Raw genomic sequence first — 21,657 nt, 5'->3', positions numbered from 1 at the left:
ATGCCCCGGGCTGCTGCCTATTGAGTGCAGAACCCCGATCGAAGAGCTGCAGGCTGGAGTTGGGGCCCGCGGGCCGGTCTGCAGAACTCGGGGTGATCTGCGCTCACAGGCACGGATGCCCCGGGCTGCTGCCTATTGAGTGCGGATCACCTATGTAGCGCAGGGGCGGGGCGCCGGGCAGGGGCCGAATTGTTGCTCGGCTTGTTGCGAACGATTCTCAGGAGGCGCTAGAATGAGACTCGTTCTCATTTAGAAAGATGCTCATGTCTGATTCCTACGTGCCACGTCGCGCCGCCCTTATCGTCCCCGCTCTAGCTGCTGTGCTTGCGCTCAGCGCCTGCAGCCCAGCGGCTGAGGGGCCGAGCGGCGACAAGCTCAGCGTTGTGACGACAACGACCCAGCTCGCAGACTTCGCGCACCAGATCGGGGGCGACGATATCGAACTCACGAGCCTGCTCGCCCCTGGCGCCTCGGCCCACCACTTCGACCCCTCGCCGAAGGAGCTTGTTGCGCTGAGCCAGGCCGACGTGCTCATCGTCAACGGGGCAGATCTCGAGGGGTTCATCGACTCGACGATTGAGGCCTCCGGGTTCTCGGGCACCCTGGTTACGGCCGCAGACGGCATCGACCTCGCCGAGGCGAAAGAGATCACGGCCGAGGGCGAGCACGAGGCCGACACCGGCGAGGCCCCAGACCACGCTGGCCACACGCACGCCGACAATGATCACGCTGACGACGATCACGCCGGGCACGAACACGGCGATCATGATCACGATCACGCTGACCACGATCACGCCGGGCACGATCACGCCGATCACGATCACGCAGACCACGACCACGCAGACCACGACCACGCGGATGTGACAGAAACCCACGCCGACGAGCCCGAGGCGCACGGCGATCACGCAGACCACGACGGCCACAGCCACGGCGACACTAACCCGCACCTGTGGACGTCGCCGCGCTACGCGAGCGGCATGGCAGCCGAGGTGGGGCGCGCGCTCGCGCAGGCCGACCCGGGCAACGCGGCCGACTACGAGCGGCGCGCGACAGCCTACGAGGCGCAGCTCGCCGCGCTCGACACCTGGGTCGCCGAGCAGTTCGAGCTGGTGCCAGCAGCCGATCGCGTGCTCGTGAGCGGGCACGACTCGCTCCGCTACTACCTGCACGACTACGGCATCGCCTACGCTGGCGCGATCATGCCGAGCTTCGAAGATAACGCGGAGCCCAGCGCGGCCGAACTCGACGCCCTGAGCGCCAAGATCGCCGAGCGCGGAGTGAAGGCCATCTTCGTTGAGTCGTCGATGAGCCCGAAGCTTGCGCAGGCCATCGCGCGCGAGACCGGCATCACCGTCGTCGACGGCGATGCCCTCTACGCCGACTCGCTCGGCACGAAGGGCAGCGGCGCCGAGACGTTTGTCGCCGCGACCGTGCACAACACGCAGGTTATTCTCGAAGCCTGGGGCGTTACACCGGGCCCCGTGCCGGCAGAGCTCGAAGGGGGCGCATGAGCGACAGGGGTGCGAACGCAGGCGCAAAGGCGAGCGAGAGCGCCCGCGAACAGCACCCTGCCCTCGAGCTCGCGGGCGCGGCGTTCGGCTATGCCGGAGAGACCCGCGTCGAAGACCTCACCCTGCGGGTGCCAGCTGGCGCGGCCGTCGCCCTCATCGGGCCGAACGGCTCGGGCAAGTCGACGCTGCTGCGCGGCATCCTCGGGCTCGCAGACCTCACGGCCGGCTCGGTCGGGGTGCTCGGCACCTCACCGGAGCAGGCGCGGCGCAGCGTCGGCACGCTGCCCCAGTCAGACGCCCGCGACACGAGCCTGCCGATCACGGTGCGCACCGTTGTGAGCATGGGGCTGTACCGAGAGGCTGGCGCCTTCGGGCGCATTGGCAGGGCGGGGCGTGAGGCGATCCGCCGCGCGATTGAACTCGTCGGCCTCGCCCCGTTCGCCGGGCGCCGCTTCGGCGAGCTGTCTGGCGGGCAGCAGCAGCGCGCAATTCTGGCGCGCGCGCTCGTCTCGAACCCGCGGTTGCTGCTGCTTGACGAGCCGTTCAACGGCCTCGACCGCGAGAACCGCGAGATGCTGCTCGAGCTCGTCGCCCGCCAGCGCGACGAGGGGCGCACCGTGATCGTCTCGACCCACGACCTCGAGATCGCGAAGGCGGCGTGCACGCACGTGCTGCTGCTCGCGAGCGGGCACGAACCGGGTGAGCCCGGCCACCCGGCCGCGTTCGGCACGCTGACAGAGGCCCTCACGCTCGACGCGGTGCAGCACGCCTTCCACGACTCGACGGTCGAGCTCGACCAGCACACGGTGACGACGACCCGAGAGGTCGACGCGCCGTGAGCGGCTGGCTCGCCGAGGCGGCGCCGGGGCTCGCGAGCATCTTCGCGCTGCCGTTCATGCGCAACGCACTCGTCGCGATCGCGGTGCTCGCCGTCGCCGCGGCGATCGTTGGCGTCTTCATTAACTTCCGCGAGCTGGAGTTCGTCAGCGACGGCCTCGTGCACGCGGTCTTTCCCGGTCTGGTCATCGGCTCCGTCGTGGGCGGCACCGCCGGGCTACTGCCTGGTGCAGTCGGTGCGGCGGTGATCGCGGCGCTGCTGTTCACGCTGCTCGGGCGGGGTGGCGGCGGCGGTTCGCTCGGCGGCGGGCTGCACGCGGGGAGCGTCTCGGCGCGCGACGCGGGCATCGCGGTCGTGCTCACCGGGCTGTTTAGCCTCGGGATCGTGCTCGTGTCGCGCAGTGAGAGCTATGTGTCGCAGCTGCAGGAGCTGTTGTTCGGGCGCATTCTCACGGTCACGACCGCCCAGCTGTGGCAGATCGCCGCGGTCTCGGTGGTCGCGATCGCAATCGTGCTGGTCACGCGGCGCGCGCAGCTCTACCGAGCCTTCGACCCCGCGGGGTTTGAGGCCGCCGGCTTCAGCGCGTTTCGCACCGATCTCGCGCTGAACGTCGCTGTCGCGCTGCTCGTCGTCGCCGGCGTGCAGGCGCTCGGCGTGCTCATGGTCGTCGCGATTCTCGTCGTGCCTGTCGCGGTCGCGCGGCTCATCACCGGCCGGTTGCTGCTGCTCGCGCCGATCGCGGCCGTTGTCACGCTCGTCGCCGGGGTTGCGGGGCTCTGGGGCTCGTTCGAGTGGTCGCTACGGGGCGGCGTATCGGCCTCGCCCGGCGCGATGATCGTGCTCGCCCTCGTGGCGCTGTACGGCGTCGCCGTCGCGGTGTCGGTCGCGCTCAGTCGGCTGCGGAGTGCGCGCGGCGCGGGGCGCGAAGGCGGCGGGCGGATCGCCGGGGCACGCCCAACCGCGGCTGCTCAGGCGGCCGCGGCGCAGGCGGCAACCAACCCACCGGGCGCAACCCAGGCAACCGCGGCTGCGCAGACACGAGCGGGGGTGTGCCCGTGAGCTACTTCGCACTCGCGGCGCTCGAGCTCGTGCTGCTCGGCCTGCTCGCCGGCGTCGCGGGCACCCTCATCGTGTTTCGCGGCCGGTCGTTCTTCGCGGTCGCGCTCAGCCACGCGACGTTCCCGGGCGGCGTGATCTTCGCGCTCGCCGGGTGGAATCTGCTCGTCGGCCAGGCGCTGTTCGCGGCGCTGCTCGTGCTGCTCATGGGGGTGCTCTCGCGCGTTCCCAGGCAGGGTGGGCAGGTGTCGAGCGGCATTGTGCTCGCGCTCGGCTTCGCCCTCGGGGCGCTGCTGTCGAGCGCGAACCCGGGCCTCGGCGTGCCCGTCGACGCGCTGCTCGTTGGCTCACCGCTCGGGGTCACGACGACCGACGTGGCGGCGACCGGTGCGGTGCTCGCTGCGTCGCTCGTGGCGCTCGCGGTGTTCGGCAGGCGGATCCTATTTCACACCTTCGACCTAGCGGGTTTCACGGCCGCCGGCTTCCGCTCCGGGCCCGTCGAGCTCGTGGTCGTCGGCATTATCGCGGCGTCGGTTGTCGTTGCGATGCCGGCGGTTGGCGCGATCCTCGGCGTCGCGATTCTCATCGCGCCGGCCGCCGCGGCTCGGCTGCTTGCGCCAACGATCGGCTGGGTGCCGCCGCTCGCCGCGCTGCTCGGTGCGGCGAGCGGGCTCGCTGGGCTGTGGGCCTCGCGCGAGTGGAACATCGCGGCCGGCGGCGCGATCGGCCTCGCCGCGACGGCCGTCTACGTGCTCGCGCTGCTCGTGTCGGTGCTGCTGCGGCAGCGCTCGCGCCAAGTCTCCGATACCGTTGAGAGGAAGACTCCAGCTGCAGTGATCACGGGAGGTGAGTGATGCAGCCGAAGCGTAATACCTGGCAGCGCGAAGCGGTGCGCGTCGAACTCGTCGACGCGCCCGGTTTCGTGAGCGCCCAAGAGCTCCACAGGCGCCTGAAAGACGGCGGCTCGACGGTGGGGCTCGCGACCGTCTACCGCGCGCTCGCGCACCTCGCAGAGGTGGGCGACGCCGACTCGCTGCAGTCGCCCGAGGGCGAGACCCTGTTCCGCTCGTGCGAGACGACGGCGCACCACCACCACCTCGTGTGCCGCCGCTGCGGTGAGACGCGCGAGCTCGCCGCGACCGTTGTCGAGGAGTGGGCGGGCCGCGTCGGCGCCGAGCACGGCTTCACCGAGATCGGTCACGTGGTGGATCTGTTCGGGCTCTGCCCGAAGTGCTCGGCCGCGGCGTAGTCGGGGTTCGGGGCCGCGGCTCGGTCTCGGGGCTCAGGCGCGCGGCGCGACCGTGATGAACTCGGGGTATTTGGCGCTGCGACCGTCGCCGCTGGAGCGGCCGGTGAGGCGCCGCCCGATCCACGGGAGCACGTGCTCGCGCGTGTAGCGCAGTTGGTCGCGCGCCGTTGGCGCCGCGCGCTTGGGGGCTGTGGTCACCCAGTCGGCCGGCGCCTCGTGGCCGAGGGTGCGCAGCACGTTGGCGGCGACGCGGTGGTGGCCGACAGGGGGCGAGGTGGAGGCGGTCAAGCGACCAGTACTGGCTGCCGGCAAGCTCGGTGTCGCTCCAATTGTTTGAGAACCGGATGCCGAGGCGGCTCGCGACCTCGCCGGCCGCTCGGGTGAGCTCGGTGCCCTTCTTGCTCACGCTGCCGCCCGAGGGCAGCCCGCCGGTCGGGTTCGCACCAGCGAGCAGCAGCGGCTCGACTCCAGCCTCTTGCATGCGAAGCAGCGCCCCCTCTGTCGCGCGAATGATGGAGGCCATGTCGGTGCCGGGCCGCAGCATGTCGTTGCCGCCCCCGTTGAAGCTGATGAGGGTCGGCCCGAGCGCGATGGCCGGTTCGAGCTGCTCGGCGAGAATCGGGCCGAGGAGCCGCCCGCGGATCGCGAGGTTCGCGTATTCGATCGCCTCGCCTGTCGCGTCTGCGAGCCCCTGGGCGACGAGGTCGGCCCACCCGCGCACGCTGCCGTCGGGCTGCTCATCGCCGACGCCCTCGGTAAAGCTGTCTCCGATTGCGACGTAGCGAATAGTTGCCATGGAACAAGCCTACGCCGCGCGGCCGTGAGGCTGCGTTGTCGCTGCTGCCCGCGCCGCTGCCCGCCGTGCTGCCCACGCGCGAGCGCACCTCGCGCACCGCTTGACCTTGACGTAACGTCAAGTTATATCGTCAACGGCGAGGGAGGAAGGACGCGAGATGGAGTACTCGATCCAAGAGATCGCGAAGGCCGCCGGCACCACGTCGCGCACGCTCAGGCACTATGACAGCCTCGGGCTTGTGCCGCCGTCGCGCGTCGGCCACAACGGCTACCGCTACTACGACGACCGCGCGCTCGTGCGGCTGCAGCGCGTGCTGCTGCTGCGCGAGCTTGGGCTCGGCCTCGACCGCATCGGCGAGGTGCTCGCGGCGCAAGACGCGCAGCGGGAAACCGCCGGGGCGGCAGCTGCGGCAGCGTCGGCAGCGTCGGTTGTGTCGGCCGAGTCGGCGGGGATCGCGGAGTCGCGGATCCTCACCGCGCACCTCGACATGCTCACGCGCGAGCGCGAGCGGATCGAGCGGCAAATCGGCGCGGTCGAGCGCACGATCTCGGCCCTCACCACACCAAACGAAGGGAACGGGCTCATGGCAGCCAACATGTTTGACGGATTTGACCACACGCAGCACCGGGAGGAGGTGACCGAGCGCTGGGGCGCCGAGGCGTACGCCGCGGGAGACCGCTGGTGGAACGCGCTGAGCGCGCGCGACAAGCGCACCTGGCAGGGGCAGGTGCGCGAGCTGAACGCCGACTGGGTTGCCGCGGCGCAGGCCGGAGTAGGCCCCGCCTCCGAGGCCGCGCAGGCGCTCGCGGAGCGCCACATCGCGTGGCTGCAGGGCGTGCCCGGGGCGCCGAGCGGCGACGCGTTCGCGCCGTACGTGCGCGGGCTCGGAGAGATGTACGTCGCCGATGAGCGCTTCGCAGCGAACTATGGCGGCGTCGAAGGTGCCACGCTCGTGCGCGACGCGCTGCGCGTGTACCTGGGGGAGTGAGGCGTCGGACTGGCTCGCGGCGCCGCACACGGGCGTAGCGAGCTGGTGCCGCTTGGTGGCGCTGGTGCCGCCCCGCGAGTCGAGTTAGACGGCGGCGGGGCGACCCTCGCGCACGTCGTCGATGCGCTGCTGCTGCTCGGGGGTGCGCGCGAGCGGCGGCACAACCTCTTGCTGGTCGTTCACGATGACCACGTCGTGATCGACATGGTCGACCATCGCGTGCACCGCGTCGATGAAATCGCGGCGGCGGATCGCGTCGAGCACGCGCTGATGATCGCGCTCCATCTCAGCGCCGGTCGCAACATTTGCGAGGCGACCGCGGTGCTGCGGGGTGCGCAGCTGATCGTTGATGCCGGCGTACAGCGAAGACAGCAACCGGTTCTTCGCGGCGTCGAACACCAGGCGGTGAAAGCGGCTGTCGAAGGCGCCGTCGCCCGAATCGGTCAGGCTGAGCACGGGGCAGCGCGAGCAGCCGACCTCTTCGATGGCGGCCTGCTCGAGCGCGGCAATGTCTTCGTCAGAGCGGTGCAGCGCCGCCTGCTGGGCGGCCTCGACCTCGAGCGCGCGGCGGTAGCTGAGAATCTCTTCGAGCGAGAAATCGGCGAGAAACTCGTCGAGCAGCGAGCTTGTCGGCGTCGACGACCGCACGAAGGTGCCGCGGCCCGGCGCCGTCTCGAGCATGCCCATGCTGGCGAGCGAGCGCACCGCCTCGCGTACGGTCGACCGACCAACGCCCATCTGCTCGGAGAGCTCTGGCTCGATCGGAATGCGCTCGCCGACGGCCCACTCGCCCGTGGAAATCTTGCGCCGAAGGTATGAGAGCGCGCCACGTGCGCGCTCGGAGCCAGTTGTGATCGCCATGCCGCGCTCCAATCTGCATCACTGCTGCGTCGCTGGTAGTGGGCTCAGTCTATCGTGTGGCGGCTGTTCAAACCGGCGTGTTCCCGGGTAGCGTAGCGAGTATGACTAGTCACCCGAGTCGCGGCGCGCTGAACCCGTACGCCGGGATGCCGGAGAAACCAGGGTTCACCCTCACGAGCACCGACATTCAAGACGGCGAGCCGCTGCCCGCCGAGCTCTACGGCGAGGGCTCGGGCGGCGCGAACCGCTCGCCTCAGCTCAGCTGGTCGGGCTTCCCAGCCGAGACCAAGAGCTTCGTCGTCACCTGCTTCGACCCCGATGCGCCGACGGGCTCCGGCTTCTGGCACTGGGCAGTTGCGAACATTCCGGCGAGCGTCACCGAGCTGCCGGCCGGCGCCGGCGCGCTGGGCGGTGCCGACGGCGGGGCTGCTGGCGGGGCTGCCGGCGGGGCGCTGCTACCGGCGGGCGCCATCACGATGCCGAACGAGCAGCGCGAGCCCGCCTTCGTGGGCGCCGGCCCGCCCGAGGGTACGGGGGTGCACCACTACTGGTTCGTCGTGCACGCGCTCGACGTCGAGCACATCGACATCGACCCGCAGGCGACGCCCGCGGTGCTCGGGTTCATGATGCGCGACGCGGTGCTTGCGCGCGCCATCATCGTGGCGACGGGCGAGTTCGGCGGGGCGGCGTAGCGGCGCTCCGCGGCGGCCGCCCGCGGGCGCTGCGGCCGCGGCTTGCCCCCCCCCGTGTATATGACGGTTGTTGTCGCCTGAGGGCGGGTGAAGCGACAACAACCGCCATATAGCCGCGGGGGTACGCCCGGGGGTAGGGCCGGGGGTAGGGCAGCGGGCGCGTAGGATTGACGGAGCCTCTTGGAAAGGGAGTTCCGTCATGTCAGTGTCGATCCGTTCAGGGTTCGAGCGCATCCCCGCGTACCGTGCCGGCAAGCCGGCTCAGCTCGGCCACGATGGGCTGAGCGCGAAGCTGTCGTCGAACGAGAACCCGTACGATCCGCTGCCATCGGTGCTCGAAGCGCTCGCCGCAGCATTGCCGACCGCCGTGAACCGGTACCCGTCGATCGCCGCGCCTGAGCTTACTCAGGCGCTCGCGGAAAGGCTTGACGTCGCGCCAGAGAATCTGGCGTTCGGCGCTGGCTCGGTCGAAGTCGCAACGCAGCTCATCCACGCGCTCGCCGGCGCCGGCGACGAGGTGATGTACGCCTGGCGCTCGTTTGAGGCGTACCCGATTCTCGTGCAGCTCGCAGGCGCGACCCCGGTCGAGGTGCCGCTCGATGCCTCTGGCGGCCACGACCTGCGGGCCATGGCCGACGCGATCACCGAGCGCACGAAGCTCATCTTCGTCTGCAACCCGAACAACCCGACTGGCACCACCGTGAGCCACGCCGCGGTCGAGGAGTTCATGCAGCGGGTGCCCGAGCACGTGCTCGTCGTGCTCGATGAGGCCTACGTGCACTTCAACGTCGACGCTGATTCGGCTGTTGGGCTCGATTTCTTCAAGCGCTACGACAACGTCGCGGTGCTGCACACGTTCTCAAAGGCCTACGGGCTCGCGGGGCTGCGCGTCGGCTACGCGGTCGCGCCCCCCGAGGTCGCCGAGGCGCTACGCAAGGCCGCGATCCCGTTCGCGATGAGCGCCCTCGCGCAGGCCGGCGGGGTCGCCTCGCTCGCTGCTGAGGCGGAGTTGCAGGAGCGGGTCGACGTGCTCGTCGAGGAGCGCGGGCGGATCCTCGAGGGCCTGCGTTCCGCTGGGCTGCCCGTCATCGATTCGCAGGCCAACTTTGTGTGGGTTCCGGCGGGCGCGGCGAGCGACCAGATCGCCGAGGTCTTCGCGGCGCGCGGAATTTCGGTACGCTGCTTCTCAGGCGATGGGATTCGCATCTCCGTCGGTGCGCATCATGAGAATGATGCGGTGATCGAGGTCTCTGCGGCAGCGGCAGCGCTGCTGTAGGGGCTACTCTCGGCTTTCACGCCGGAGCAGACGAGCATTTACACTACACAGCAGGAGGCGCGAAGTGATTGGCGCAATTGAAGTCGGGCTGCTCTATGGCATTTTTGCCCTGGGCGTCTACCTCACGTTCAGGGTATTGAACTTCCCCGACCTCACGGTCGACGGCAGCCTGACGACGGGGGCCGCAACCGCAGCGGCGCTCATTCACGCGGGGCAGAGCCCGCTGCTCGCGACGCTCGCGGGCGGCGCAGCCGGCATGATCGCCGGCGCGATCACCGGCATTCTGCACACGAAGGGCAAAATCGACGGGTTGCTCGCCGGCATTCTCACGATGATTGCGCTGTGGTCGATCAACCTGCGCATCATGGGGAAGTCGAACCTGCCGTTCTTGCGCGAAGAGACGCTCATTAGCCCGCTGCGCGACGCGGGGTGGATGGGCAAGACAGGCATCGTGATTCTCATCTTCCTCGCCGTCGTGCTCGTCATCAAACTGCTCGTCGACTGGTTCCTGTCGACCGACATCGGCCTCGCGATCCAGGCGACCGGCAATAACGAGCAGATGATTCGCTCATTCGGAGTGAACACCGACGGCATGAAGATTCTCACCCTGTCGCTGTCGAACGGCCTCGTCGGCCTCGCTGGCGCGCTCATCGCGCAGTACAACGGCGTCGCCGACATCAGCATGGGCATCGGCGTGATTCTCGTCGGCCTCGCCTCGGTGATTCTCGGGCAGGCGCTGCTCGGCCAGCGGTGGATCTGGCTCGCAACCCTCGCCGTCGTCGTTGGCGCGGTGCTCTACCGCATCATCATCTTCGGTGCACTGCGCGTCGGTTTCAACCAAGACGACATGAAGCTCATGACGGCAGTGCTCGTCGTCGCCGCGCTGTTGCTGCCGCGCTGGGGCTTCCTCAAGCGCATCCCGTCGCTGAGAAACCGCGGCAACAAACGGCCTGGCGAGGCGGCCCTGCCGCCAGTGCCAACGCAGACCGCGGCGAAGGGAGCGTAACCATGCTGAGCATCACCGAAATCTCGAAGACGTTCTTCGCTGGCACCGTGAACGAGCGCCGCGCGCTCGTCGAGCTGAGCCTCGAGCTCGCCGAGGGCGACTTCGTCACCGTTATCGGCTCGAACGGCGCCGGCAAGTCGACGCTGCTGAACACGATCTCGGGGCGCTACCCGATCGACTCTGGCGATATCGCCATCGACGGTCGCTCGGTCGCGAAGCTCAAGGAGTTTCAGCGCGCCCGCTACGTCGGCCGCGTGTTCCAAGACCCGATGGCCGGCACAGCCCCCGACCTCACGATCGAGCAGAACCTCGCGCTCGCACTGCAGCGCGGTAAGCGCCGGGGGCTCGCGCGCGGCATCACGAAGGCGCGCAGGGAGCAGTTCACCCGCGAACTCACATCGCTCGAGCTCGGCCTTGAAGACCGACTGACCGCCAAGGTCGGGCTGCTCTCCGGCGGCCAGCGGCAGGCGCTGTCACTGCTCATGGCTGGGTTCACGCAGCCGCGGATCCTGCTGCTCGACGAGCACACCGCAGCTCTCGACCCGCAGCGCGCTGCACTTGTCACCGACCTCACCGAGCGCATCGTCACCGAGGGCAACCTCACGACGCTCATGGTGACGCACAACATGGAGCAGGCGTTGCGGCTTGGCAACCGGCTCATCATGATGCACGAGGGGCGCATCGTGTTCGAGGCGAACGCTGCGGAGAAGGCGACGCTCACGGTGCCGCTGCTGCTCGCAGAGTTCGCGAAGATCAAGGGCGCGACCTTCGACGACCGGGCGCTGCTCGCGTAGTGGCCCTGGGCTGCTCGCGCGGCTGGCCTGGCGTTGGCCTGGCGCTCACCATGCGCGGCCAGCCGATCTGGCGCGACCAGCCCACCCCGGCCCTGTCTCGTTTGCGTAACTGTTCGGCATCTGTATGCCGAATAGGTGGGGGCTGTGGCGATACGATGCTGGAAACGGCGAAGCCCTCGCCGTTTCCCCCTGCCGTTGCGGTGTTGCAGCGGCACACTCACGAAGGACCGTTTACCTATGCGACTGACCTCGTTGCGCCGCTCGGGCATCGCGCTCGCCGGCCTCGCCGCCGCAGCGCTCACCCTGAGCGCCTGCTCCAGCCCCGCCGCCACCGACTCGAGTGACGAGGCGAAGGCCTCGTACAAGATCGGCGTCAGCCAGTTCGTGCAGCACCCAGCGCTCGACGCGGCGACCGCCGGCTTTAAGCAGGCGTTCGAAGACGCTGGCGTCGCCGTCACCTGGGATGACAAGAACGCGAACGGCGACCAGTCGACCGCGGTCACCATCGCGCAGGGCTTCGCGTCTTCAGACGTCGACCTCGTGCTCGCGGTCGCAACCCCATCGGCGCAGACCGCGGCGCAGGCGATCACCGACAAGCCGATTCTCTTCACCGCAGTCACCGACGCGGTTGAGGGCCAGCTCGTCGAGTCGAACGAGGCCCCGGGCAGCAACGTCACCGGCACGAGCGACCTCGCGCCCTTCGACGAGCAGCTCGCGCTGCTGCAAGAGGTCGTGCCCGGCGCGAAGAAGGTCGGCATCGTCTACGCCTCGGGCGAGGTCAACTCGCAGGTGCAGGTCGACGCGGTCACCGAAGCGGCCGGCCCCCTCGGCCTCGAGGTCGTCACGAAGACCGTCACCACCGCCAACGACATCGCAGCTGCGACCGAGGCGCTCGGCGACGTCGACGCGATCTACGTGCCGACCGACAACATGGTCGTCGCCGGCATCGCATCGCTCGTGCAGGTTGCTGAAGACAAGCAGATCCCGGTCATCGGGGCCGAGGCCGGCACCGTCGAGGGCGGCGCGGTCATCACGCTCGGCATCGACTACACGAAGCTCGGCTACCAGACCGGCGAGATGGCGCTGAAGGTGCTCGAGGGCGCCGACCCCGCGACCATGGCCGTCGAGGTTTCGAAGGAGTTCGCCTACGTCGTGAACGAAGACGCTGCGAAGCGCATGGGTGTCACGATTCCCGAGGAGATTCTCGGGAAGGCCGAGAAGGTCGGCTAAGTAGCCGAGCGACACTGCCCGAGCGCCCCGCACACCGAAAGGTGCGCGGGGCGCTCGCGTGTTCACGGGGTTTCGCGAGGCAGCCGCTTTAGAGTGGGGTCATGGGAGACGAGCAGGCGAACGAGGCATCGGTGTGGGCGTCTGTCACGGCTGCCGCCGAGCAGCGCGTGCGCGACTGGGAGGCGGGGCTTGCTGGCGGCGAGGATCCGCACCCCGGCAAGGCACCTGCCGCCGCGAGCGGCGCAGCGACCGCCACCGACGGCAGCACCGGAGCGAGCTCGCCAGGCGGGCTGCTCGGCGACCTCGCCGCGAGCCCCGAGAGCCTCGACTTCACCCGCCAGCTCATCGACGCACTCTTCGGCCCCGCCGACGCCTTTACCGCGGCTATGGGCCTGCGCGGCGTGTCCAAGGGCGAGCTCCCAGACCGCATGCCGGCGCGCGACCGCCTGCTGCTGCGCGCGGGCGGCGTTGCCTCGCTCGGCCTGCCGTGGGTTGTGCGGCCCGCGGCCCGCAAGAACCTGCTCGCGCGGCTGCCAGGCGTGCTGTTCGAGGCGAAGTTGCCCGGTCGGCTCACGGCGCTCACCGAGGCGCTCCGCGGCTACCGCGAGCGCGGTCACACCGTGCTGCTCTCGCTCACCGGCGACCACGTGCACGGCGAGGCCGGGGCCGCCACTGAGGTCGAGCGGCTGCTCGCGCTCATCGCGCACCCAGCGGTGAAGGAGCTCGCCTTCGACCCAGCACGGCTCGTTCCGGGGGCAACGGAGTGGAGCATCGAGGCCGACCTCACCCTCGCCGTTGCCCGCGCGCGGCCAGTGCTCGAGGCGGCGCTCGAACACGGCGTGCGGCTCACGGTAGAGCCGCACGACACGGTGTGGGGCAAGCAGCTCGCCGAGTTTCTCGTGCGGGCCGTTGGGTGCTCCGAGCTCGACAGGCTCGAGATCGGGGCGAGCCTGCTCGCAGAGCTGCCTGAATCGTGGGAGGTCTACGCGACGATCCACCGCTTCGCGCGGCGCCGCGTTGCCGACGGCGGTGCGCCCGTAGAGGTGATTCTCGGGTACGGCGATGTCGCCGCTCACGAGCGTGTTGCAGCGATTCACGCGGGGCTGCCCGTCGCGGTTATCGAAGACCCAACCGCGCGAGCCGCGCAGTTGCTGCGGCTCATCGAGGTGGCGCTGCACCCGAGCCGAGCGGCGGTGCTGCGCCCCGTGATTGCGAGCGAAGACCCGCTCGTGGTGGCGGCGACCACGCTCGCCGCGCGCCGGCTGGGCTCCGAGAAGCTCTTCGCGTTGCAGCTGCGCGGCGGCCTCGCAACCGAGCTCGCCGGGGTGCTCGTTGGGGAGCTGTCGGGCGCCGGCGACGGGGCTGGCTCGGGCGCCGGCTCGGGCGCCGGCTCGGGCTCCGGCGACGGGGCCGGCGACGGGGCTGGCGGCGCTGTGCCGAGTAGCGCGGCGGCGGGCGGATCGGCACCGGGAGGATCAGCGCCGGGCGGATCGGCGCCGGGCGGATCGGCGCCGGGCGGCCAGGCAGCCGGGGGGTTTGCGGCGGGCATCACCCACCCGCCCGTGCGGCTGCGCCTGCCGATTGTGCCGAAGGGCGAGTACGACGAGAGCGCCCGGTACCTCGTCGGGCTGTTGGCAGAGGCCGCCGGGGTCGAGCCGACGCGGCTCAGCCCGGCCGCGTTCCGGGCTGCTGCCGAGCTCGCAGCGCAGCCGGCTGCCCCGAGCCACCGCCAGCAGCAGCGCGCTAGGGAGTGGGATCCGAGCGAGCGAGACAGCGCCCTGTTCTACCGCCCGCCGGCCGAGCCGCAGACCCAAGACACCGGCGGCCTGACCGCCGCAGTGCTGGGCCTCGCCCGCGGCGCGACGGGCGAAGTGAAGCTCGAGGAGGTCGCGCCGGCCCGCACGATCCCGGTGGTCTCGCGCTCCGGGTTCGCGAACGAACCGCCGACAGATGCGAGCCTCCCCGCGAACCGCGAGTGGGCGCGCGGGCTGCTGCGCCGCGCGACCGACATCGCGATGCGCGGCGATCGCCTCGACGAGACGGTCGCGCTCACGGAGGCGGATCTGCACCCGGCCGCGGCCGCCCTCGCCGCGCGCGAGGCCGCTGCCCGCTGGGCCGAGCTGCGGCACGAGGGTCGGGCCGTGCGGCTGCGCAGGGTCGCCCTCGCCACCGCTGCCGCCCGAGACCGGCTCATCAGCGAGCTGGCCGCCGGCACCGGGGCGCCGTTTCGCGAGCTCGACGCCGCCGTGAACCACGTCATCGACTCTGCGCGCTACGCGGCGCAGCTCGCCGACGGCCTGCGCGTCGTGCGCGGTGCGACGTTCGTGCCAGACAGGCTCGTGCTCGTCGTTGCCGACGCGAGCGCCCCGCTCGCCGCCCAGGCTTCGGCGGTGCTCGCAGTGCTCGGAAGCGGCGCCGGCGCGCTCTGGGCGGTCTCGCCGGGCGCGCTCAGGGCCGCCGAGGCGTGCGTCGAGGAGTGGGAGGCCGGCGGCCTCACCCCCGGGGCCGTGCGCACCGTCAGCGTGGTCGGCGAGGAGGCGTTCGCCGCCCTCGGCGCGACCGAGCACGTCGACCGGGCTATCGTGCTCGGCGACCGCGCGCTCGGCCGCGACCTCGCCAGGCGCCGACCAGACCTGCGGGTCGAGGGTCACTTCACGGCCCGCGGCTCGATCGTCGTCACCCCAGCCGCTGAGCGAGGCCGGGCGATCCACGACATCATCGACTCAGCGTTTCGGGGCACCCTTACCGCGCTCGGCAGCACGAACACCGTCATCATGCTCGCGAGCGTCGCCAGGTCGCGTGGCTTTCGCGCGGCGCTCGCCGACGCGGTGAGGAGGCTGCGGGTCGGCGACACCGCGCGCCCGACGGGTGAGGATCCGCTGGCTTTCGACATCGGCCCGCTCCCCGCGCCACCCAGCCAGGCCGGCCTCGCCGCGCTCACCGAGCTCGGGCCGGGCGAGGAGTGGCTCGTGCAGCCCGAACAGCTCGACGACGAGGGGCGGCTGTGGAGCCCAGGCGTGCGGCTTGGCGTCTCGGCAGGCTCCCCGTTCTGGGACGACGCCCGCGGGCTGCCCGTCATCGGCCTCGCATCGACGCAGCTGCTCGGCGACGCCGTCTCGCTGCAGAATGCCGCAGGCAGCGGCGCCTTCGCCGCCATTCAATCGTGGGACGACGACGAGGTGCTCGCTTGGCTCGGCCGCGTCGAGGCCGCCTCGCTCGCCGTCAACCGCCCCATCGGCGCGGCCCGGTTCGGCGCCTCGAGCATCGAGCGGCAGCCCTTCGGTGGCTGGAACGACGCGGTGATGGGGCTCCCGGCGCTCGGCGGTGGGCCGCACTGGCTCGTCGCGCAGGGCTCGTGGGAGCGCCGGCCAGGCCAGCGCAGCGAGACGCTTCACCTGCGGGGCCTCACCCCAGAGGTCGTGCTGCTCATCGAGGCGGCACAGCCGACGCTCTCGTACGAAGAGTTCGACGAGCTGCGCAGGGCCGCGCTCTCAGACCAGCTCACCTGGCAGACCGACCTCGGCGCCGTCGAAGACACGATCGGCCTCGGAGTCGAGCGCAACGCACTGCGCGCCGTCGGAGTCGTGGTGCAGCTGAGGCTCGCCGAGCAGGGGTCGGTTGCCGGGCTGCTGCGCGTGCTCGCCGCGGCGCTGCTCGTGCGGGCCCCGGTTGCCGTGTCGACCGGCGTGGTGCTGCCGCCCGAGGTGCTGTCGTTGCTCGCGTCGCAGGGCATCGAGGTGTCGCTCGAACGCGATGAGGCCTGGCTTGAGCGGCTCGCCGCCGAGGGGCCGACAGGCCCGCGCGGGCTGGTCGCGGAGCGCGTGCGGCTCATCGGTGGTGACCGCGTGCGCGTTGCCGAGTGGATGGGCGGGCTCGACCGGGCGGCGCTGTGGGCCGAGCCGGTGACCATGGCTGGCCCCGTCGAGCTGCTGACCCTCGTTCGCGAGCAGTCGGTGTCGGTGCGGGCCGAGCGGCACGGGCTCGCCGAGGCTGCGCCGGGGCTCGACGCGCTGCTCGACTGAGCGGGGGTGCGCTGGGGGCGTGCGGGGCGCGGGCAGCGCCCCTCGGTAGACTCGGGCTGTGCAGACGTCGCGACCGGAACCCGGCACCCCCATGATCTTTCAGTGGCGCAAGTGGAACGGCTCGCCGCACTGGCGGCACGAGTGCGTGTACCTCGGGTCAGACTCCTGGGGCGACTGGGTCGGCCAGCCGACGGGCTGGGCGAGCGCTCGGCCAGGCCGCGCCTACACCGTCGGCGCACCGAGCGTCACCCTGGTGCCCTCGAGGGGCGATGGCAGCGGGTTCGCGCTGGCCGGCATTGCGCAGCCAGACTTCTCGCTGACGGTAAACCGCGGGCACCGCAAGGGCATGCGCATCTACATCGACCTCGGGTGGGATATTCGCTGGCAGGGTGAAGCCGGCTTTGAGCCCGACGGTGATGGCGAGGGTGCTGGCGGAGGGGCTGGCGGAGGTGCCGGTGCTGGCGTGGCTGGCGGCGCGGCTGGAGCGCCGATCACGCTCGCTCCCGGCCGCGACGACGGGACGGCGCTCGCCGCCGGCTCCGGCGAGGTGCTCGCGACCGGCATCGATATGGATCTCGACGTCGTGCGCGTCGAGGGGCCGCGCGGCACCTGGGTCGACGATCGCGACGAGTGGGCGGAGCACTCGGTGAGATACGGCTACCCTCGCCCGGTGATGGATCAGCTCGAGGCGCTCGCCCTCGACCTCGAGGCTCGGGTGCGCGCTCAGACCGCCCCGTTCGATGACGCGACCGCCGACGCGTGGCTCGACCGGCTCGAGGCACTGGGCCTGGAGCGCTAGCTCCGCGCTGGCTCCGCGCTGGCTCCGCGCTGGCTGGGCGGCTAGCTCCGCTCGCTCGGTGCGGCCCGGGCGCTAGCTCTACGCTCTCTGGGCGGCTAGCTCCGCGCGGCTAGCGGCCGGCGCATCGGGGTGTGAGGAATGCCGTCTTCCACGAACTCGTCGCCATCGACGACGAACCCGAACCTTTCGTACCAGCCGGTGAGGTGTGACTGTGCCTCGAGCACGAGGGGGCCGGAGCCGTACCGTGCGACAGCGGCCTCCATCAGGGCAGCCGCGAGCGCCTTGCCCCGGTGATTCGCGCTGGTGACCACGCGTCCGATCGCGTGGAGGCCCGGCTCCCGTGCGCTCTCGTCGAGCACGCGGAGCGTCGCGGCAACCACCGGCTGTGACGAGCTGGGCGCCGCCCCGCCCGACTCGCCCGCTTGCGGGGGTGCGGCCTGCGCAGGTAGGGGAGCCGCGACCCAAAACTGCTCCGTTGTCGACTCGGTGTCGCGACCATCGAGGTCGAGGTACACGCAGTCTTGCTCAAGCACGAACACTTCCTGGCGCAGTTTGGCAATTTCGTGGAAGGTGCGGGCATTGAGGCTGTCGAGGCCAAGGGCCGAGTGCAGCGTGTAGTTCTCGGGGAGATTGGGCATACAGAGATTCTGACACGCGGCAGGTGGCGTATTCGATTTCCGTTCGGGGCGGTGACCCGGTAATGTTATTCCCTGGTCGTGTTCACACGATCACGGCGGGTTGCCCGAGCGGCCAAAGGGATCTGACTGTAAATCAGACGCGTAAGCTTCGTGGGTTCAAATCCCTCACCCGCCACCCTGAGAAATGCCCGGTCAGACACAGTTCTGGCCGGGCATTTCGGCTTCCCGGCCGCCGCCGCTGCTGCCGCTGCGGGCGCAGCCGTAGCCCCGCTGCCCCAGCCGCCGCCCCCCGCTGCCGCCCCCGCTGCCGCCCCCGCTGCCAGCCGATCCCTGTACTTGCCTCCGAGGGCACCCCGTTGGTTTGCAAAACGTCACCCCCTTCTCGGAGGCAAGGCGAGGGTTGAGGGGCGGCCGCGGCGGTCGGCGTGGCCGCGGCGGTTGGCGTGGCCGCGGCGACGGTGGCGGCCCCGGCGACCTCGGAGGCAAGGCGAGGGTTGAGGGGTGGCCGCGGCGACCTTGCTCCAAACTTGTCCACACGTTATCCCCAACAATGTGGATAACTCATAGCTTAAATTCGAGAGTTGCCAACAAGTTATCCACAGTGGCCTGTGGAATGTGGACTCCTGACCGGGAGAAATCTAAGAATGTAGAACGTAGCTCCGAAAACTACACAAATGTAATTCGAATCAGGTGTTCGGGAGCGTGTGTCACCCAGAAGTGCCCCGCCGCTAGCTGAAAGCCCCCGGCTCATGAGCGCGAGGCCCCGCGGGGCGCCCCCAGGCGGTAAAATCCGAGCATGGCAAAACTGCATTTCCGGTACGCGGCGATGAACGCTGGCAAGAGCGTCGCGCTGCTCCAGGTCGGGCACAACTATGAGTCGCTCGGCAAGCAGATGCTGATCGTGAAGCCGGCCGTCGACTCGAAGGGAGGCGACCGGGTTATCTCGCGCCTCGGTGTCGAGCGCCCCGTCGATTTTCTGTGGGCAGACGGCGACGCGCTCCCCGTGGGCGACGGTGACCTCGACGTGATTCTTGTCGACGAGGCGCAGTTTCTCTCTGAGCGCCAGGCAAATGCGTTGCTCGATGTCGCGGTGCGGGTCGGCGTCACCGTGATCGCCTACGGTCTGCGCACAGATTTTCGGGGCGACAGCTTCCCCGGGGCCGCGAGGCTCCTCAGCATCGCGCATGAGATTGAGGAGATTCGTACACTGTGCCAGTGTGGCTCAAAGGCGACGATGAACCTGCGTAAGGTGAACGGATCGCCGGTGTTTGACGGCGACCAGGTCGCGATCGACGATGGCTCGGTCGAATACGAGTCGGTCTGCGCGGCCTGCCATCAGCGCGAGCGCACCGCTGCCGGCGCAACGTGGGCGTAGCCTTCGGCCAAACCAGGGCCGCTTCGCCCGCGCCGCCGCGCCGCCGCGCAGCACCCGCCGCACGCCACAGCACCCGCCGCACGCCACAGCGCCCGCCGCACGCCACAGCGCCTCACGCTACGCCTCGCCCTACGCCGGCTTGACCGCCCGCAGCGTGTAGCTCAGCGGCGCGACGCCCGAGCGCTCCGTGAGGCGCCACTCGCCGTCGGTGCCGAGGGTCATCTGGCCGGGGAGCGCCTCCCACGGCACGCTCTCGTGTTCGATGAGCAGCTCGATGCGCAGCCCGCTCTCAATGAGCGCGGTGACGATCTCGCCGAGCGAGTGGTTCCACTCGTAGGTCTTTGTGGCGGTGAGCGGTGTCGCCGTCGGCACGTACGTCTCGGTGTCATCCCACTCGAGCGGCTCTGCGTGCTCGAAGTAGGGGTGGCGCAAAAAGAGGTCGTCAGTGAGTGACTCGTCCATTGCCCAGAGAATCGGGTGCGCCTCGCGCAGGTGAAGCGCGCCCCCGGGCGCGAGCAGGTCCGAGACGACCGCAGCCCAGGCGCGTGCGCTGGGGAGCCAGCAGAGCGCGCCGATGCCCGTGTAGACGAGGTCGAAGCTGCCTGCCGGGAGGGCGTCGAGCGCCCGGTGCACGTCAGATTGCACGAACTGCACCGAGTCGCCGGTGTCGCGCGCGAGCTGCGTGGCCTCTGCGATCGAAGCCGCCGAGAAATCGAGCCCGGTGACGTTCGCGCCGAGCCGTGCGAGGGAGATCGTGTCGGTGCCAATGTGGCACTGCAGGTGCACTGCGCTCAGCCCGGCAATGTCGCCAAGCAACTGGCGGTCGAACTCCACGACGTCAGAGAGCGCGGTGCGGTCGTCGATATACCGGCCAACGCCGTAGCCCGAGCCGTCGCGAGCCGCGTGGAGGCCGGCCCGGTCGTTCCAGTTTGCCTCGTTTGCTGCGAGGTAGTTGTCGATGTTCATCGGGCGTTGCTGCTTTCGGTGGGGCCTGCTGGGTGCTCGGGGTCGAGGTTCGCGAGCACCGCGGAGCTCAGTGCGGTGAGCTGCGCGATGCCGCCGCCCGGCAGCTGCTCGAGGCCTGCGAAGACGAGTTCGCGAACGGCGTTAGCGTACAGCACCCGCGAGCGTGCGTGCGTGTCGGTGCCGAGCGAGGTGAGCGCCGCGTTGGTTGCGCGGCCGTCTTCGGGGCAGGTCGAGCGTGTGATGAGGCCCCGCTTTTCGAGACCGGTCGCGACGCGCGAGGTGCGGGGGAGCGTCGCGTTCGTCTGGCGCGCGAGCTCGCTCAGCCGCATCGGCTCCTGCCCGCGGTGGGAGAGCGCATCGAGCAGCGTGTGCTCGAAAGCCGTGACGCCGCCCACCCCGAGCCGCTTGTCGAGCGCGGCTGGCAGGAGCTCGAGCAGCGCGTGCAGGCGAGCAACCGCGACGCTCTCGGCCGGGCTGAGGGGGAGGCTCATGGCACCATCGTAGCAATTTAGTTGCACCTACAAGTTAATGGGGTACGATATTACTTGTAGCAACAACCAAAATCGGTACCCGCGGATCCGCAAGCGAGCCCGCGCCGCACCTCGGAAGGCAACCATGGATCAGTACCCAACTCCGGTCTCCGATCAGACGCTCTCGGCTGGCCTCGCGATGGGGGCCGTGACGCTGCGCGTCGGCGACCTCGAGCTCATGAGCGACTACTACGAGCGGGCGCTCGCGCTCGTGCCGCTCGCGGAGCGCGCCCACGCCGGGCAGGTGCAGCGCGTGCTGGGGCGCGGGGCTGTGCCGATGGTGCGGCTGATCCACACCCCCGATCTTCCCGTGGCGGGCCCCCGCGACGCGGGCCTTTTTCACACCGCCTTTCTCTTCGCCGACGCCGCGAGCCTCGCCGCGACCGTGTACCGCGCCGCGCAAGACCCGCGCAGCCGCTTCGCGGGCTCGAGCGATCACCTCGTGAGCGAGGCCTTCTATTTCACCGACCCCGAGGGCAACGGCATCGAGCTCTACGTCGACCGCCCGCGCGCCGAGTGGCGCTACGACCGCGGCGAGATCCAAATGGATACGCTGCGGCTCGACCCGAACGCGTACCTGCAGGCGCACCTCGACGAGGCGGTGCTCGCCGGCGCAGCCGAGCGGGCCGGGAGCGTCGGTCACGTGCACCTGCAGGTCGGTAACGTCGCCAGGGCGCGCGAGTTCTACGTCGGCGCGCTCGGGTTCGAAGCAACCGCGACCGCGATTCCCTCGGCGCTGTTCGCCTCCGCGGGCGGCTACCACCACCACGTCGCGATGAACGTCTGGAACAGTCAGGGTGCGGGCCCCCGGGCGGCGAGCCTCGGGCTCGCAGACGTCGCGATCACGCTGCCTGGCCGCGAAGATCTCGACGCGCTCGCCGCCAGGCTCAAGGAGCGCGGGCTGGCGTTCGCAGACACGGGGCGGGCGGTTGTCGTGGCGGATCCGTGGGGCACGCAGGTCACGGTCGCACTGCCGGCGCCGACCGCCGACGACCTGCTGTCGGCCTAGCCCGCGGGCGGGCTGGTACCC

Annotated in this window: 19 protein-coding genes, 1 tRNA gene and 1 pseudogene; 16 read left to right on the top strand and 5 right to left on the bottom strand. The window is 70.3% G+C overall.

The annotated features are described in order from the left end of the window. The first annotated feature begins 263 nt into the window (after nucleotides 1-263). From ABD115_RS08795 to ABD115_RS08775, 5 genes are read left to right on the top strand one after another with little or no spacing between them, the layout of a single operon-like run. Nucleotides 264-1,511, top strand: a complete 1,248-nt coding sequence (locus ABD115_RS08795) for a metal ABC transporter substrate-binding protein (protein WP_343960332.1) — start codon at nucleotides 264-266, stop codon at nucleotides 1,509-1,511. Next, the gene (locus tag ABD115_RS08790) at nucleotides 1,508-2,350 is read left to right on the top strand and encodes a metal ABC transporter ATP-binding protein (RefSeq protein ID WP_343960331.1); all 843 of its coding nucleotides are present in this window, start codon (nucleotides 1,508-1,510) and stop codon (nucleotides 2,348-2,350) included. Before ABD115_RS08795 ends, ABD115_RS08790 begins: the two co-directional genes overlap by 4 nt. Next, nucleotides 2,347-3,408, top strand: a complete 1,062-nt coding sequence (locus ABD115_RS08785; protein WP_343960330.1) for a metal ABC transporter permease — start codon at nucleotides 2,347-2,349, stop codon at nucleotides 3,406-3,408. The genes ABD115_RS08790 and ABD115_RS08785 overlap by 4 nt, the downstream gene beginning before the upstream one ends. Next, on the top strand, nucleotides 3,405-4,259 hold the full coding sequence (locus tag ABD115_RS08780; RefSeq protein WP_343960329.1) for a metal ABC transporter permease: 855 nt from the start codon (nucleotides 3,405-3,407) through the stop codon (nucleotides 4,257-4,259). Before ABD115_RS08785 ends, ABD115_RS08780 begins: the two co-directional genes overlap by 4 nt. Then, nucleotides 4,259-4,654, top strand: coding sequence for a Fur family transcriptional regulator (locus ABD115_RS08775; protein WP_343960328.1), 396 nt, complete (start codon nucleotides 4,259-4,261; stop codon nucleotides 4,652-4,654). Before ABD115_RS08780 ends, ABD115_RS08775 begins: the two co-directional genes overlap by 1 nt. A gap of 33 nt (nucleotides 4,655-4,687) precedes the next feature. On the opposite strand, the pseudogene ABD115_RS08770 reads toward ABD115_RS08775, so the two are convergent. Further along, nucleotides 4,688-5,450 (bottom strand): annotated as a pseudogene (locus ABD115_RS08770) (SGNH/GDSL hydrolase family protein). Between the two features lie 157 nt (nucleotides 5,451-5,607). Between ABD115_RS08770 and ABD115_RS08765 the strand changes: the two are divergent. After that, nucleotides 5,608-6,438, top strand: coding sequence for a MerR family transcriptional regulator (locus ABD115_RS08765; RefSeq protein WP_343960327.1), 831 nt, complete (start codon nucleotides 5,608-5,610; stop codon nucleotides 6,436-6,438). 84 nt (nucleotides 6,439-6,522) lie between these two features. Here the strand turns inward: ABD115_RS08765 and ABD115_RS08760 are convergent, their stop codons facing one another. After that, complete coding sequence (locus tag ABD115_RS08760; protein WP_343960326.1) at nucleotides 6,523-7,299, bottom strand: FadR/GntR family transcriptional regulator; 777 nt, start codon at nucleotides 7,297-7,299, stop codon at nucleotides 6,523-6,525. Nucleotides 7,300-7,400: 101 nt separating this feature from the next. On the opposite strand from ABD115_RS08760, the gene ABD115_RS08755 reads away from it, so the two are divergent. From ABD115_RS08755 to ABD115_RS08725, 7 genes are all read left to right on the top strand, one after another. After that, entirely contained in the window at nucleotides 7,401-7,991 is a 591-nt protein-coding gene (locus ABD115_RS08755) for a YbhB/YbcL family Raf kinase inhibitor-like protein (RefSeq protein WP_343960325.1), read from the top strand. A 199-nt stretch (nucleotides 7,992-8,190) separates the two neighbouring features. Then, a complete protein-coding gene (gene hisC / locus ABD115_RS08750) occupies nucleotides 8,191-9,267 on the top strand; it encodes a histidinol-phosphate transaminase (protein ID WP_343960324.1) in 1,077 nt (358 codons plus the stop codon). A 64-nt stretch (nucleotides 9,268-9,331) separates the two neighbouring features. Then, a complete protein-coding gene (locus ABD115_RS08745) occupies nucleotides 9,332-10,273 on the top strand; it encodes an ABC transporter permease (protein WP_343960322.1) in 942 nt (313 codons plus the stop codon). Nucleotides 10,274-10,275: 2 nt separating this feature from the next. After that, the gene (locus ABD115_RS08740; protein WP_343960320.1) at nucleotides 10,276-11,067 is read left to right on the top strand and encodes an ABC transporter ATP-binding protein; all 792 of its coding nucleotides are present in this window, start codon (nucleotides 10,276-10,278) and stop codon (nucleotides 11,065-11,067) included. Nucleotides 11,068-11,304: 237 nt separating this feature from the next. Next, nucleotides 11,305-12,297, top strand: coding sequence for an ABC transporter substrate-binding protein (locus ABD115_RS08735; RefSeq protein WP_343960319.1), 993 nt, complete (start codon nucleotides 11,305-11,307; stop codon nucleotides 12,295-12,297). 101 nt (nucleotides 12,298-12,398) lie between these two features. Next, complete coding sequence (locus tag ABD115_RS08730) at nucleotides 12,399-16,319, top strand: aldehyde dehydrogenase family protein (protein WP_343960318.1); 3,921 nt, start codon at nucleotides 12,399-12,401, stop codon at nucleotides 16,317-16,319. Between the two features lie 58 nt (nucleotides 16,320-16,377). Next, complete coding sequence (locus ABD115_RS08725; RefSeq protein ID WP_343960317.1) at nucleotides 16,378-17,118, top strand: hypothetical protein; 741 nt, start codon at nucleotides 16,378-16,380, stop codon at nucleotides 17,116-17,118. Between the two features lie 95 nt (nucleotides 17,119-17,213). Here ABD115_RS08725 and ABD115_RS08720 read toward each other — a convergent pair whose 3' ends face one another. Continuing rightward, on the bottom strand, nucleotides 17,214-17,756 hold the full coding sequence (locus ABD115_RS08720; protein WP_343960316.1) for a GNAT family N-acetyltransferase: 543 nt from the start codon (nucleotides 17,754-17,756) through the stop codon (nucleotides 17,214-17,216). 94 nt (nucleotides 17,757-17,850) lie between these two features. Here ABD115_RS08720 and ABD115_RS08715 point away from each other — a divergent pair. Further along, a tRNA-Tyr gene (locus ABD115_RS08715) sits at nucleotides 17,851-17,931 on the top strand. A gap of 621 nt (nucleotides 17,932-18,552) precedes the next feature. Next, nucleotides 18,553-19,131 (top strand): thymidine kinase, encoded by a 579-nt coding sequence (locus ABD115_RS08710; RefSeq protein ID WP_343960315.1) that lies wholly within the window; start codon nucleotides 18,553-18,555, stop codon nucleotides 19,129-19,131. Between the two features lie 129 nt (nucleotides 19,132-19,260). Here ABD115_RS08710 and ABD115_RS08705 read toward each other — a convergent pair whose 3' ends face one another. Both ABD115_RS08705 and ABD115_RS08700 read right to left on the bottom strand, forming a co-directional pair. Then, a complete protein-coding gene (locus tag ABD115_RS08705) occupies nucleotides 19,261-20,097 on the bottom strand; it encodes a class I SAM-dependent methyltransferase (RefSeq protein WP_343960314.1) in 837 nt (278 codons plus the stop codon). After that, nucleotides 20,094-20,588 carry a MarR family winged helix-turn-helix transcriptional regulator gene (locus tag ABD115_RS08700; protein WP_343960313.1) on the bottom strand — a complete coding sequence of 165 codons (495 nt, stop codon included), beginning with the start codon at nucleotides 20,586-20,588 and terminating at the stop codon, nucleotides 20,094-20,096. Before ABD115_RS08700 ends, ABD115_RS08705 begins: the two co-directional genes overlap by 4 nt. 124 nt (nucleotides 20,589-20,712) lie before the next feature. Here ABD115_RS08700 and ABD115_RS08695 point away from each other — a divergent pair, with 124 nt between their 5' ends. Continuing rightward, the gene (locus ABD115_RS08695) at nucleotides 20,713-21,636 is read left to right on the top strand and encodes a VOC family protein (RefSeq protein ID WP_343960311.1); all 924 of its coding nucleotides are present in this window, start codon (nucleotides 20,713-20,715) and stop codon (nucleotides 21,634-21,636) included. Nucleotides 21,637-21,657: the final 21 nt, after the last annotated feature.

It is taken from the genome of Leucobacter albus, assembly GCF_039528015.1.
Classification (GTDB): Bacteria; Actinomycetota; Actinomycetes; order Actinomycetales; family Microbacteriaceae; genus Leucobacter; species Leucobacter albus.
The sequence above is the reverse complement of the archived record's forward strand: the minus strand, read 5'-3'. Positions and strand labels throughout refer to the sequence as shown.